This window comes from Stenotrophomonas sp. GL_111, assembly GCF_057835245.1.
This window is the reverse complement of the sequence record NZ_CM174421.1, coordinates 1893038-1906037: the sequence shown is the minus strand read 5'-3', so window position 1 is coordinate 1906037 and position 13000 is coordinate 1893038. Positions and strand designations below refer to the sequence as shown.

General features: G+C 67.3%; 12 protein-coding genes. 5 read left to right on the top strand and 7 right to left on the bottom strand.

What is annotated here, in order from left to right:
* Positions 1–11: 11 nt before the first annotated feature.
* The 4 genes from AC3IPM_RS08820 to AC3IPM_RS08805 form a co-directional block, all read right to left on the bottom strand.
* Positions 12–947, bottom strand: coding sequence for a homoserine kinase (locus AC3IPM_RS08820; RefSeq protein WP_489303564.1), 936 nt, complete (start codon positions 945–947; stop codon positions 12–14).
* Positions 944–3469, bottom strand: a complete 2526-nt coding sequence (gene thrA, locus AC3IPM_RS08815; RefSeq protein WP_489303563.1) for a bifunctional aspartate kinase/homoserine dehydrogenase I — start codon at positions 3467–3469, stop codon at positions 944–946. The genes AC3IPM_RS08820 and thrA overlap by 4 nt, the downstream gene beginning before the upstream one ends.
* Positions 3470–3844: 375 nt before the next feature.
* Positions 3845–4792 (bottom strand): DMT family transporter, encoded by a 948-nt coding sequence (locus AC3IPM_RS08810; protein WP_489303562.1) that lies wholly within the window; start codon positions 4790–4792, stop codon positions 3845–3847.
* Positions 4793–4866: 74 nt separating this feature from the next.
* Positions 4867–5589 carry a helix-turn-helix transcriptional regulator gene (locus AC3IPM_RS08805; protein ID WP_489303561.1) on the bottom strand — a complete coding sequence of 241 codons (723 nt, stop codon included), beginning with the start codon at positions 5587–5589 and terminating at the stop codon, positions 4867–4869.
* 143 nt (positions 5590–5732) lie between these two features.
* Here AC3IPM_RS08805 and AC3IPM_RS08800 point away from each other — a divergent pair, with 143 nt between their 5' ends.
* Together AC3IPM_RS08800 and AC3IPM_RS08795 are read left to right on the top strand one after the other, a co-directional pair.
* Positions 5733–6563, top strand: a complete 831-nt coding sequence (locus AC3IPM_RS08800; protein ID WP_489303560.1) for a DUF6491 family protein — start codon at positions 5733–5735, stop codon at positions 6561–6563.
* A gap of 61 nt (positions 6564–6624) precedes the next feature.
* Complete coding sequence (locus tag AC3IPM_RS08795; protein ID WP_489303559.1) at positions 6625–7092, top strand: GNAT family N-acetyltransferase; 468 nt, start codon at positions 6625–6627, stop codon at positions 7090–7092.
* A 134-nt stretch (positions 7093–7226) separates the two neighbouring features.
* Here the strand turns inward: AC3IPM_RS08795 and AC3IPM_RS08790 are convergent, their stop codons facing one another.
* Both AC3IPM_RS08790 and AC3IPM_RS08785 read right to left on the bottom strand, forming a co-directional pair.
* Complete coding sequence (locus AC3IPM_RS08790; RefSeq protein ID WP_489303558.1) at positions 7227–7514, bottom strand: hypothetical protein; 288 nt, start codon at positions 7512–7514, stop codon at positions 7227–7229.
* A gap of 188 nt (positions 7515–7702) precedes the next feature.
* Entirely contained in the window at positions 7703–8152 is a 450-nt protein-coding gene (locus AC3IPM_RS08785) for a PA2169 family four-helix-bundle protein (RefSeq protein ID WP_489304060.1), read from the bottom strand.
* Positions 8153–8406: 254 nt separating this feature from the next.
* Here AC3IPM_RS08785 and AC3IPM_RS08780 point away from each other — a divergent pair, with 254 nt between their 5' ends.
* Positions 8407–8904, top strand: a complete 498-nt coding sequence (locus AC3IPM_RS08780) for a DUF6265 family protein (RefSeq protein ID WP_489303557.1) — start codon at positions 8407–8409, stop codon at positions 8902–8904.
* Positions 8905–8960: 56 nt separating this feature from the next.
* On the opposite strand, the gene AC3IPM_RS08775 is transcribed toward AC3IPM_RS08780, so the two are convergent.
* Complete coding sequence (locus tag AC3IPM_RS08775) at positions 8961–9410, bottom strand: GNAT family N-acetyltransferase (protein WP_489303556.1); 450 nt, start codon at positions 9408–9410, stop codon at positions 8961–8963.
* A 176-nt stretch (positions 9411–9586) separates the two neighbouring features.
* On the opposite strand from AC3IPM_RS08775, the gene AC3IPM_RS08770 reads away from it, so the two are divergent.
* Together AC3IPM_RS08770 and AC3IPM_RS08765 are read left to right on the top strand one after the other, a co-directional pair.
* Positions 9587–10237: an imm11 family protein gene (locus AC3IPM_RS08770; protein ID WP_489303555.1), complete on the top strand. Its 651-nt coding sequence runs from the start codon at positions 9587–9589 to the stop codon at positions 10235–10237.
* A gap of 36 nt (positions 10238–10273) precedes the next feature.
* Complete coding sequence (locus tag AC3IPM_RS08765; protein ID WP_489303554.1) at positions 10274–12988, top strand: XVIPCD domain-containing protein; 2715 nt, start codon at positions 10274–10276, stop codon at positions 12986–12988.
* Positions 12989–13000 lie beyond the last annotated feature (12 nt).

Below are 13000 nucleotides of genomic sequence, written 5' to 3'. Positions count from 1 at the left end.
GGCAAGCGCGCTCACAGCAACTGCGCGCCGGGCGCATGCAACGGCGATACCCATGCCTGGCTGCTGAACCCGGCCACGGCGAAGGCCTGCTGCACGCCCGCCTGCGCGGCGTGCGCCGCCGTTTCGGATTCAAACCAGGCAAACACGCTGGGGCCGGCGCCGGAGATGCTGGCTCCCATCGCATCGGCCGCCAATGCCGCATCGCGCGCCGCGTGGAAGCCACCGATCAGGCCGGCGCGGCGCGGCTCCACCAATACGTCGCGCAGCCCGGCGCGCACCAGAGCCGCGTCACCGCTGTAGCAGCCGCTCAACACCAGCGCGAGATTGGCGCTTTGCGCCACGAATTCCGACAGCGCGTAGTGGCCCTGCAGCGCGGCGCGTGCACGCCGGGTTTCCAGCACCGCGTCCGGGTGGACCAGCAGGCTGTGCCAGGCCGCCGGTACCGGAATCGGCACCAACCGCTCGGCCGTGCTCAACACCAACCCACCGAGCAGCATCGGCCCGAGGTTGTCGCCGTGGCGCCCGCCACTGGCCACCGCTTCACCGGTCAAGGCAAACGGATACAACGCCTGCCGCGACAGCGGTGCGTCGAGCAGTGCATTGGCCGCCACCAGCGCCGCCACGCACGAGGCCGCCGAACCGCCCATGCCCGAGCCCAGCGCAATGCCCTTATCAATCTCCAGCTCGAACCCGAACGGCAAGGCCAGCGCCTCCTGCATCGCCAGCAATGCCGCACCGGCGGTGTTGTCCTGGGCACGCAACGGCAGGTCCACGGTGGTGCCGCGGATCGCCACGATCCGCACCGTCGGTTCCGCGATCCGGCGCACGCTCACCGTATCGCCAACCCCGGCGATGGCATGGCCGAGGATGTCGAAGCCGACCGCAGCATTGCCCACCGATGCCGGCGAGAAGGCACGCGCCTGCTGCCCGGTTGCCGATGCACTCACAGGCGCGCTCCTTCACCGGCGGCCACCCGCAGCAGGTCGGCGAACACACCGGCCGCCGTCACTTCCGGGCCCGCGCCCGGGCCCTGCACCACCAGCGGGTTGTCGCAGTAGCGGCGGGTGGTGAACTGCACCACGTTGTCGGTCAGGCGCAGGTTGGCGAAGGCGTGCCCGATCGGCAATTCGACCAGCCCCACCTGCGCACCGTCCGCCGACAAGCGGGCGACGTAGCGCAGCACCGCGCCACGCGCCCGGGCCTGGGCCAGGCGCTCGGCGAACACCGCATCCACCGCTCCCAGCCCGGCCATGAAGTCGTCCACGCTGGCCTGGCGCAGCACCTCCGGCACCAGGCTTTCCACCTGTACCTGCTCCAGGCTCAACTCACGCCCGGCTTCGCGGGCCAGGATCACCAGCTTGCGCGCGACATCCACACCGGAAAGATCGTCGCGCGGGTCCGGCTCGGTGTAACCCATCCCCCGCGCCTGCACGACCAGCTGCGAGAACGGTACCGCGCCGTCGTATTTGTTGAACAGCCAGGCCAGCGTGCCCGAGAAGATACCGTCGATGGCCAGCACTTCATCGCCGGTATCGACCAGATCGCGCAACGTGGTGATCACCGGCAGCCCGGCGCCCACGGTGGCTTCGTAACGGAACCGCGCCCCGCTGGCCGCCGCTGCCTCGCGGATCGCGTGGTAGCGCGGCAACGGGCCGGCGCCGGCCTGTTTGTTCGGGGTGACCACATGGATGCCCGCGGCCAACCAGCCGGCGTAGCGGTCGGCAACATCGGCACTGCCGCTGCAGTCGATGATCACCGCATGCGGCAGGTGCGCCGACAACAGATGCTCGGTGAAACGCGCCAGGTCGGTGGCTTCGCCCGGCCCGGCCAACGCCGCACGCCAGTCACCGCCCACGCCACGGGTATCAAGCAGCATGCGGCTGCGCGAAGCCACCGCACGCAACCGCAGATCGACATTGGCCCGCCCCAGCAGCGACACCTGCGCGGCCTGCAGCTGGTCCAGCAGTGCCGCCCCGACATTGCCCGGCCCGATCACGCCCACCGAGAACGTCTGCGGCGACAGCCAGAATCCAGCATGCGCGGCGCGCAGCGCCTTGGTCGCATGGCGGCTGTCGACCGCCACGGAGATATTGCGTTCCGAGGAGCCCTGCGCAATGGCCAGGATATTGACCTGGGCACGGCCCAGCGATTCGAACAGGCGCGCCGCCACGCCGGGCTGCCCGGCCATGCCATCGCCCACCGCGGCAAGCACGCTGACATTGTCGGTCAGTTGCACGCGCTGCACCTGGCCCAGGCTGAGCTCATGCGCGAAGGCATGCAGCAACGCATCGCGGGCCCGCGCCGCTTCGCCCTGACGCACCACGCAGCAGATCGAATGCTCCGAAGAACCCTGCGAAATCATCACCACCGACACATGCGCGTTGCGCAGCGCGGCGAACACCCGTTCGGCCGTCCCCGGCACGCCGATCAGACCGGTGCCCTCCAGGTTCAGCAGCGCCAGATCCGGGCTCAGCGTGAGCCCCTTGATCGGGCCGGAGACGGTGCGCTCGGCGGTGATCCGCGTGCCCGGGTGATCGGGCCGGAAGGTGTTGCGGATGATGATCGGCAGGCCGCGCTCGATGGCTGGCGACATGGTCTGCGGATGCACCACCTTGGCCCCGAAATACGCCAGCTCACAGGCTTCGTCGTAGCTCAGCGCTTCCAGCTGCACCGCCTCGGGCACCACCCGCGGATCGGCCGAAAGCACGCCGTCCACATCGGTCCAGATATGCAGTTCATCGGCATTGAACAGCGCCGCGAAGATCGCACCGGAGTAGTCGCTGCCATTGCGCCCCAGCGTGGTGACGCGGTCGCGCCGATCGCGTGCCACGAAACCGGTTGCCACCACCCGCGCACTGCGATGCGTCTCGCGCCACAGCGCCAACCGTTGCGCACTCTGCACCCAGTCCACGTCCACGCCGAGCTCGCCGCGGTCCACCACCAGCACCTCGCGCGCATCCAGCACCGCGCAGTCTTCGCCCAGGGTCTGCAGGTACACCCCGAGCAGCTGCGCGGAGTAAACCTCGCCCAGCCCCTGTACCCGGTCCAGCACTTCGCTGGGCAGCTCGCCGATCACCGCCAACGCGCCCAGCACCTCGGCGAGGTGTTCGAAGCGCGCGTCCAGCCACTCCACGGTCGGGCCGGCATGCTCGCCCAGCAGGGCCACCGCTGCGCCCCGATGGCGTGCACGCAGCGCATGCCAGTGGTCGCGCCAGGTGGGGCTGTTGTCAGCGGCCACGCCCGCCAGCGCGATCAACGCGTCGGTGACCCCCTTCATTGCCGACACCACGGTGACCTGCATCGCCTCATCGCGGGCAAGCAGCAACTGGGCAACATGCCGGTAGCGCTCGGCATCGGCCACCGAAGTGCCGCCGAACTTGTGCACCACCGTAGCGGTGCCGGCACGCAGGGCCGGGGCGGTGGCGACGGGGGATGCAACGGCGATGGCGGGAACGGCAACAGAAGACATGCTGACCTCGATTCGAGGCCCCGCGTCATTCAGGCTGAAGGAGTGTCCCCCGCAACCTGATCTGGTGCGGGGCCGTTGTTTTCGGAAATTACGCGAAGACGACGGGCCGCACCGGGCGAGTGGTGGCGGTGGTAATGGTGGTACCGGTCGACACGGCCTGGCCGCCCGCATGCGCGGGGGTGTGCAACAGGGCGGTGGCGAGGGCGAAGACCATGGGTCAAGAAAACACCGTCGCCCCCCGGCTTGTCAAGTGTTGCACTGCAAAAACCCGCAGCGACCGATCTGCAGGCAACGTCGCCTAAAAGTTGCCGATGTGACCATCACCGCAGCGCAGCGCTTTGCGCAACGCACCGCCTGCCCAGCTGTCCTGCCGGTTCACCCCACATGCTCGGCCACGGCCGGCGGCGGCCGGTGCGCATGCGCGCACATCAGCACCCCCGACACCAGGCACACAATTGCCACGCTCTCGATCGGAGTCGGCCAGCGTTGCTGCCAGGCGAAGCCATATAGCAGCGCGAACAGGGTTTCGAACACGATCATCTGCCCGGTCAAGGTCAGCGGCAGGTTGCGACTGGCGCGGTTCCAGCACGCGTTGCCAAGCACCGAGGCCACCACCGCCACCCCGGCACTGATCAGCCAGAAGCTGGCCCAGTCGGCGGGACTGTGCGTGGCGGTACTGGTCACGAAGGCGGTGGGTACCAGCAGCAGCGCCAAGGCCCCGGTTGCCACCCCGGTCAGCAGCGACCAGTCGTGCCCGGACAGGTCCGGGCGGCGTGCCAACCAGCGGCTGTTGCCGATTGAATACAGCGCCCACGACAACAGCGCACCGAACGCACACGCCAACCCCAGCAGACGGCGACCGGTGGAGCCCTGCGCATGCTCGGCCAGCAGCGCCTCATAGCCGACCAGGCCGACCCCGAACAGGCACAGCAGCAGTGCCGGGGCGAGTCTGCGCAATGGCACCGCCCCCTCCTCGCGAACGCCGGCCAGGGTCACCACCACTGGAATCAGGCCCACGATCAGTGATGCGGCCGCACCACCGGCCCACTGCACCGCATTGGCCAGCAACACGAAATACACCAGGTTGCCGGCCAAGCTCAGCCACAACAGGCCACGCCATTCGGCCATGCCAATCCGCGTGCGCAGCTCGCGCCAACGCGGCGCCAGCAATACCACGGCGATCAACCCGTAGACCAGGTAACGGCCGGCCGACAGCTGCACCGCGCCGAACTGGCTCAGCATCGCCGGCGCAAGGAACACCACGCCCCACAGCGCTCCGGCGGCAATGCCGTTGGCGATGCCCACGCCCATCGATCGATTCATCTGCCTGCGTACGCCTGCCGCTTCGGAAAGATCGGCCAGTGTAGGCAGGCTGCAGTACCGATGCTTGACCCAGGCTACTGCCGATGGCGGCGCCGGTAGTCGGCCGGCGTCATGCCCCATTCGCGGCGCAGCGCGCGGGTCAGGGCGCTGTGTTCGGAATAGCCGGCATGCTGGGCGATGGTGGCAACCGATGCATCGCTGTGTGCCAACTGCGCACGCGCCCAGCGCAACCGGCTGGCGCTGAGCCAGGCCTGCGGGCTGAGTGCGAAGGCCTGGCGGAACAGCGCATGCGCGCGACTGCCGCTGACCCCGACCGCCGCGGCGATCCGCTCCACCGGCCAGTCCTGCCCCGGCGCCTGATCGATGCGCGCGCACACGGCCTGCAGGCGGGTGGCACTGCCGGCGAGCGAAAACGCCTGCAGCAACACCGGCAATTCGCGTGCCACCGTGGCCGCATCGAAGCGCGCCGACGCATCGGTACACAGCCGCTGCGCCATCGCCCGCACGGGTGCCGGCAACGCCAGTACCGGCTGCCGATCCAGTCGCTGCAGGGTGTCATCGTCCAGCAGCGCCACCGGGCAGTCCACGATCAGGAACGGCTGGTCGTCCCAGGCACCCTGCGCATGCCCTGTTGACGGTGCGACGAAGGCACCCTGCAACCGGTCAAGGCGTGCGCCACGGCCTTCCAGTTCGAACTCCAGTTCACCGCCGAACGGCACCACCCACTGCGCGAACGCATGCCGGTCCGCCGCGGAGGACCGACCATAGCGACGCAGATTGAAGGCGGCGGCAGACATGCGAAGGAGACGGCACGGCAGAGGCGGGGGAGCCGAGTCTGCGCGCCCCCCGTCCCGCGCGCAAACCCCCGGGGCCTGGCCGGCCAGCCCTGTCACATCCCGGTGCTATAGTCGGCTCGTCCAGTCAGCAAGGAGTGCATGCCGTGACGTCTTCCTACAAGGTAGCCCCGCTGTTGCGCCGGTATCGCCCGGCCCTGCTCGCCCTTGCCGTGGTCTGTGTACCCCTGGCGGCCGCGCAGTCCACGTCCCCGGCAGCCCCGCAGACGTCGGCACGGGTGGCCCCCGGCCCCACCTGCATGGACGCCAAAGGCCTGCTGGAAATGAACCAGGTCAACCCGGGCAGCATTTCGCTGCTGGCCGCCGATCAGTCTGCCTGGCGCGTGAACTTCGCTTCGGCCTGCCCCGGCGTGCTGGATGCTGCCCAGCCGCGCGTAGTCGCCACCGACAGCTGGGTCTGCGGTGGCGGTCAGGAACGCGTGCTGGCCGATGACCGCAGCTGCACCGTCGCCTCGGTCGAACGTATCAGTCGCCGCGAATTCTCCCAGGATGCCCGGCAGACCACACGCAGCCCGATCCCCACCCTGGAGGCCGTCAGCGTCACCCAGACGCGGCGCACGTTCCGCGGCTCACCGTCCTACTGCTTCAGCACCCGCGACGTGCGCGGCTGGAACGAGAATTCCCGCGGCATCACCGTGGAAACCAATCCGCGCCGCGCCGGTGGTCATCGCTACTACGTGGTTGAAGTGGGCACACTGTGCCGCTCGCTGGTCAACTCCCCGCAGCTGCGCTTCCACTCCGGTTTCAACAGCGGGGTGATCTGCGGCAATCCAGGGGACCGCGTCGAGATCCTGCCGATTATCGACCCCTCCATCGAGGCGTTGAGCGATGGCCCCGCCAAGAGCAACCTGGCCTCGATGAGCATCAACCGCGTGGCGGATCGCTGCGACATCCTGGCCGTATATCCCGACAGCTGAGTACGCGCTGCACGCGCCAAACGCGTATGCTCGGCGACCGCCGTCTACACACGGAAGCGTGATGCAGCTGATTGCCCTGAGTGAACACCCCGAACTGCTGCCGGTGCTGGCCGACTGGTACTTCAACGCGTGGGGCCAGCAGGTTCCTGGCGTGACGCTGGCCGATCAACAGCAGCGCCTGGAAGTGTTCCTGCAATCGGACGAGTTGCCGCTGCTGATGGTGGCACTGGTCGACGGGCAGCCGGTGGCTGCTGCACAACTCAAGTTCCACGAACGCACCGAGCGCCCCGAGCGCCTGCATTGGCTGGGTGGCGTGTATGTCTGCGACAGTCATCGCGGCCAGGGCATCGCCGCACAGCTGATTGAAGAACTGATGCAGCGCGCGGCGGATCTTGGCGTGCGCGAGGTCTATCTGCAGACCGAAGCCGACGATGGCGGCCTGTACCGGCGATTGGGGTGGCAGCCGTTGGAGTCGCTGATCCACGCCGGCGGTTTCCCGGTACGGATCATGCTGCGCACCCTAGAATAACCCCGCCCCGTAGGCACCGCAGCGACGCATGGCGTCGCTCTACCCAACCTTCGTACCAACCCGGGTAGTGCCACGCCATGCGTGGCAATCACACACCCAACAACATCAACGGCGACGCATCGCGCCGCCCGCACTCATCGGAAACGCACCGGCTGCGGCGCGGGGCGATCGGCCAGCGATCCCAGGGTAAAGGTATAACCGGCATCCTCCAGCAGCTTGCGCATGCGCAATTCCGCACGCTTGGGATACGCCAATGACGTCGGTGCATGCAACGCGTACGACGTGGACTTGCCGGGCAGCGTCTCACGCGACACCGTGGACTGGTTGGTTTCGCAGGCATTGGCCCACAGCTCCAGCAGCACCCTCGGCCCGATGGATTGATTGTTGCTAAGACGAAGCGTCAGCCAACGCATGTGTTCCATAGCGAATCCAAGCGGTTCTTTCAATCGAGTATGCACCAAATCCCCGCCCCCCGTACGCGCACGTCCGGAACCGATCACAGCCGCCCCCGGCCCCGTCGCGGGGCCGCCAGGCACCCGCCTGAAAAGACGCGCCCCGGACAAGCCGGGGCGCATCGATCACCGTGGCCGCCGCCGCGGCCTCAGCGCATTCAGTGCTTCATTGCATGCTTACGGTCGCGCATCACCGCATGGCATTCCTGCACCTGCGGCAGCAGACGCTGCACTTCCTGGCGCGCGGCCGGCGGCGTATCGCTGTCGGTCAGCGTGTCCTTGAATGCCTTGAGCAGGCGATCCTCCGACTCCTCCAGCTCGGCCACGTAGCCGTACTGCTTGTCGCCCAGGGTGGCGCGCACCTTGCCGTAGAACTGCTGCATCGACCCCACCACCGTGCCATGCTCGGCCGGCTTGCCACCGGCCGCCAGCACCGTGCTGCTGAGCGACCGCACGATCTCCGACTTCACTCCGGCGATACGGGTGAACAGGGCGGACAGTTCGGTGTCTTCCACCTTGCCGGCAGCCTCGGTGTAGAACTGTTCGCCGTCGCGGGCGATCTCGATCAGGTCGTTCAAGGTATGGGCGGTCTTCGATTCGGTCGTCACTGTCATCTACTCCTGTTGCGGATTGAAAGCCCGTGCTTGGGTGGAACGACTTTTCCGCAATGGCGATGACGTTGGCGTGACCTGCAAAACACAGCGTTAAGTGACATCAATGCCGCGCGCAGCGTGCGTTCAATTGCCGTGATTGCCGTGCATGCGATCACTCACGCATCGACCCGATCGGCCGAGTCACTTCATTGCCTGGAGCATGCCCCGGCGCTACCCTCCACCCCTACTCACCTGCACGAGAGGCCGACATGCGCGGTGTACCGATGTGGATCGCAGGATGCGTGCTTGCCTGTGCACCCTTGCATTGCGCCGCTGCCGTTGCGGATATCGAGCACCTCACTTGGCTGACGGGTTGCTGGCGCCAAAGCGACGCCGAGCCTGGCACGGGCGAGCAGTGGAGCACGCTGGCAGGCGGCACGATGCTCGGCACCAGCCGAACGGTGAAGGGTGGCCGGACCGTCAGCTACGAGTTCATGCAGTTGCGCCAGATCGACGGCGGCGACCTTGCGTTCATCGCCCTGCCCTCCGGGCAGGACCGTACCGAATTCCAGCTTGAACGGATCAACAGAACGGAGGCCCACTTCGTCAATCCGCACAACGACTTCCCGCAGCGGATCACCTATACCCGCAAGGGCGATGACCAGCTGCTGGCCAGGATCGAAGGCGCGCGCAGCGGTGCGGTCAAGGCCATCGACTTCCCCATGCAACGCACGCGCTGCGACGATGCGGGGACGCACGCGGAATGACCACGCCGTGCAATTGCTGCCGTGAAGCCACGCAGCGGTTCTGATACCGCGGCGGCCTACGGATGAATGGCGTAAATGAAGAAGTCGTTGTCGCGCGCCCAGCCCAGTCCTTCATACAGGGCCTGCGCGGGCAGGTTGTCGCGCCCGGTCTGCAGCTCCACCCGCCCTGCCCCGCGCCGGCGCGCCTCGTTCACCGCTTCAACCATCAATAACCGGGCAATCCCCTGACGGCGCGCCTGCAGCGACACGAAAAGGTCGTAAAGAATGTAGCTGGGCATGGCCCCCACCGAATCGAACAGCGGATACAGCTGGGTGAAGGCCAGGATCGTACCGTCCGTGTTTTCGGCTACCAGTACCAGCGATGTGCCTTCCGATAACCGGGCCTGCATGAAGTCGCGCGCCAACGCGGGATTGGCCGGCTGCGCGTAGAACTGGCGATAGGTGTCGAACAAGACCGCAACCTGGCCCAGATCCTTCACCCCGGCGTTGCGAATCGTCACTGACATGCCGCTCTCCCGTGTGGCGCCAGCGAGCCCGGCACCTGCGCAGGCGAGCGTCCCGCATCCCAGGTCAACAGTGGATGAGTGGCCGGCATGCGGCAAACTTGCCCCTCCCCCTCACCCCGGCTACGATCAGCCCGCCCCTCGGTACTGTTCTACCTCCGCATCCATGATGGAAGCCCATGAACGAGCCCACTGCCATTCCCGTCTCGGTTGAGACCGAATCCCACCGGGGCGAGTTCTATGTCATCACATCCAGCTTCTGGGGCAACGGTCAGTTCCCCGGGCTGGAGATTGCCAACGCGGAAAAACTGGTTTCCCCGGGCATGGAGGTGGTGGCCCCGCCTACAGGCGAACCCGGCCAGTACCCGGAGCGTCCCCACCTGGTGCACGTGCCGGAAAAGGGCGGCATGCCGCGGGATTTTGAAGAGCTGGCCGGCATCTGGATCGTCTCGCAGGCACTCAAGGAGGTGTTCGCTTCCGTGGACCCACAGGCCTTTGCGTTCGTCGCCTGCGACTTCACCCTGGCCGATGGCTCCCCGGGCCCGCAGTACTACTTCTGCGATGTGATCCGCACATTGGATGCGCTGGACGTGCCCGCTTCGCAGGTGAAGGTGAAGACCGACTACAACTTCATCACCGGCGAGGACGAACCCTTCTACAGCGTGCTCGGCGGCGCTTGCCTGGTGTTCAACAAGGCGGTGGTGGGTGCTGCGCACATCTTCCGCCAGCCGCGCAGTGGATTGGATCCCATCTGCGACCGTGTGATGTTCGATGCCCTTGGCCAAGCCCATCTGGCTGGCGTTGAACTCAAGGACACCTACGCACTGTAACCCCCTGAAACGGACTTTTGAGCGGGACATTCGCCGATGCCTGACACACCGGTTTTCCAGGGACACCACCTCATCGAGCAGGCGCTGTATGAGAAGAACCTCATGCTGCAGCGGCTTGCCCGAGCCGGCCATTTCGAGCTTCATGGCGCGGGCAACATCATCAACCTGCCCGCCAATCAGGCGTTGGCCGCGCAGATGGGCATCTCCCCGCATCCGGGTGGACCGTTGGGCGATTACTCGGACCAGCTCAGGCAGGCGCTGAAGGAAATCGAGAACACCGCCGAAGGCAGGGCCGCCATGGGCAAACTGCCCGCGACGCCCGAGCAGCAGGCATTGGCACTGCAGCGCGTGGCGGCGAAGGTCGAAACCCTGACCGAAACCCTGCGCGCCGGCATCATCAACGGCGACCTGGTCACCAACACGCCCCAGGGCATGACGCCCGCGCAGGCCAATACCAGCGTCCGTGCCTTCTTTGCCGACCTCGACGGCTATCAGCGCACCCACGCCGCCCAGATTGCCGAGCTGAAAACCCTCGCGCCTGACGAATTACGCTGGCGCGCCGTCACCCAGTCCGAAACCAACCTGCGGCTGGCGCTCGACGCCATCGACCAACCCGGCAACACCACCCTGAGCGATCGTTGGGGTGGCCGTGCTTCATTGGGCACGGCCATTGAAGAGGCCAATCATGGCGGCCGCCTGCCGCTGAACGAACCCACTGCGGTGCGCGTGCGCACGGCGTTCAATCCGGAAATGCCGCTGTCCATCGCGCGTCCCGCGCCAACGCCCACAGCCCCTGAACTGGCCGGCAGCGCAGGTCGCGCCGGCGCCGCAGAAGGTGCCGCCGCCGAGGTCGCCGCCGCACGCGGGCCGCTCACCGGAGCACGTGTCCTCGGGGCGGCCGGGGTGGCCGCCCTTGCCGTGGACTTCGCCATCACCGGCCATCGCGTGGCCGAACTGCGCGCGGAGGGCAACGAAGCCGGCGCAAATTCCGCCGCCACCCACTTCGTAGGCCGCACCGCCGGCGGCTTTGGCGGCGGCTTCCTGCTGGGGGCCGGCTATGGAATCGTTACCGGCTCGTGGACCGGCCCCGGTGCCGTGATCACGGGTTTGGCCGGCGGCGTGGCCGGCGGCTTCGCGGGGGAGTACTGGGCGCAGCACCAGGACAAAAAGGCCGTCTACACCCAGGTGGATCGCAGCGGCAACGAATGGACCCGCAACCCGGAAGACGCCAACGGCACCTGGAGCCGGACCGTGCGCGCGCCCACCCCGGACGGCAACTACCGCGACCTCCAGATGGTGGCTGCCGGCCGGCTCGTGGACGAGCTCAACTACAAGGCGGCCAACGACTCGTACTCGCTGGGCCTGGCCAACCTGCCCAAACCCCAGGACCCCTTCCGCATCGATGCTCGCGGCGACAACACCCCGCCGCGCGAGCCGTTTGAAACCAGCCGCCACTACGTGCGCAACCCGCAGAACGGTGCATGGAACCTGTCCATCCACGAGGTGATCGATGGGCGCATTCCCCTTGATCGCAGCGTGGTCGTCGGCGCGGAAAAGGCGGGCCAACTGGAACTGGAATCCCAGCGCATCATTGCCCAGAACGCCGCCAACACCCCCGAGGCGCTCACTGCCCGCTACCAGGTTGCGTACAACCAGTACGGCTGGAATGACTTCGCCCGCATCGAGCCGGTGCCCGAGGTGATCAGCAACGCCCAGACCCAGCCGCAACCGCTGAGGGCATCCAACGGCGAGAAGTACACGCAGGATGCCAACGGACAGTGGCACACCCCCGGCTGGGTTTACGGCACCAACCCGGCCGAAGGCAACATCATCGAGGAGCTCAACCGCACACGCCAAAGCCAGGCAGCAGGCGTGCAGGAACTGCGCGGCATGGCCGAGGTGGCCCGCGCCAACCCCACCCCCACCGAGTTCGGCCTGCGTGGCCAGGTGGCAGCGGCCTACCGCAGCGCCGGTATTCAACGCACCGCGGAGGAAATCGACGATGCCGTGGCAGCTGTCACCCAGGACCACGCACGCGACATGATCGCGCCCATGCCCTACTCCCTGCAGGTGCAGAAGGATGGCTCGCTCGCCACCCTGGCGGGCAAGGATGACGAGCGGATGGAGATCCGCTCCGTCACCACGACGCAGGAAATCGCGCAGGCGCTCGCACAGCGGGCGACCACACCGGCATCCCAGCCGCCGGGCAGCGTGACGCCCGCTGTTGCAAACCCGCCCGCGCCCGCACCGAATACGCCCGCACCGAACAACACACCGCCCACCACGCCAGATCGTGCAGAGGTAGACCGCAGACACAGCATGCTGCCGCGCCCGGAAGATGCCGGATTGGTGGCGCAGTTGCGTTCGTCTGTGGCGAAGCTCGATGAAAAGCACAACAAGCCGTGGGACCAGGACAGCGACCGGCTTCTGGCCAGCGCGTACCGGCTGTCCGTGGAGGCCGGGTTCAAGCCCGGCGACAAGGTGGAGATGGCCTTGAACGATGCCACCGAAACTCGAGCCGCCGGTACCACGCTGCTGGTGATGCGCTCAGGACATGGCGCGTCGCCAGACCCCGCGGCCAACCGCGCGCAGATGCCGACACAGGAAGCCCTGGCTGCAGCACCCGAGCAGCAGTATGCAGTTGCCCAGCAGAGCCGCGGCCCACAGGAACAGAGCCGGGGGCAGGAACTGGCCCAGGCACAGGAACAGCAGCGCGATGAGCAGACCCGGCAAGGGCCGAAGATGACGTAGTGAACAACCCAG

Excerpts from the sequence above, each read along its gene's own strand:
- thrA (WP_489303563.1), bottom strand. The coding sequence starts at position 3,469 with ATGTCTTCTGTTGCCGTTCCCGCCATCGCCGTTGCATCCCCCGTCGCC.
- AC3IPM_RS08810 (WP_489303562.1), bottom strand. The coding sequence starts at position 4,792 with ATGAATCGATCGATGGGCGTGGGCATCGCCAACGGCATTGCCGCCGGA.
- AC3IPM_RS08805 (WP_489303561.1), bottom strand. The coding sequence starts at position 5,589 with ATGTCTGCCGCCGCCTTCAATCTGCGTCGCTATGGTCGGTCCTCCGCG.
- AC3IPM_RS08795 (WP_489303559.1), top strand. The coding sequence starts at position 6,625 with ATGCAGCTGATTGCCCTGAGTGAACACCCCGAACTGCTGCCGGTGCTG.
- AC3IPM_RS08790 (WP_489303558.1), bottom strand. The coding sequence starts at position 7,514 with ATGGAACACATGCGTTGGCTGACGCTTCGTCTTAGCAACAATCAATCC.
- AC3IPM_RS08780 (WP_489303557.1), top strand. The coding sequence starts at position 8,407 with ATGCGCGGTGTACCGATGTGGATCGCAGGATGCGTGCTTGCCTGTGCA.
- AC3IPM_RS08775 (WP_489303556.1), bottom strand. The coding sequence starts at position 9,410 with ATGTCAGTGACGATTCGCAACGCCGGGGTGAAGGATCTGGGCCAGGTT.
- AC3IPM_RS08770 (WP_489303555.1), top strand. The coding sequence starts at position 9,587 with ATGAACGAGCCCACTGCCATTCCCGTCTCGGTTGAGACCGAATCCCAC.
- AC3IPM_RS08765 (WP_489303554.1), top strand. The coding sequence starts at position 10,274 with ATGCCTGACACACCGGTTTTCCAGGGACACCACCTCATCGAGCAGGCG.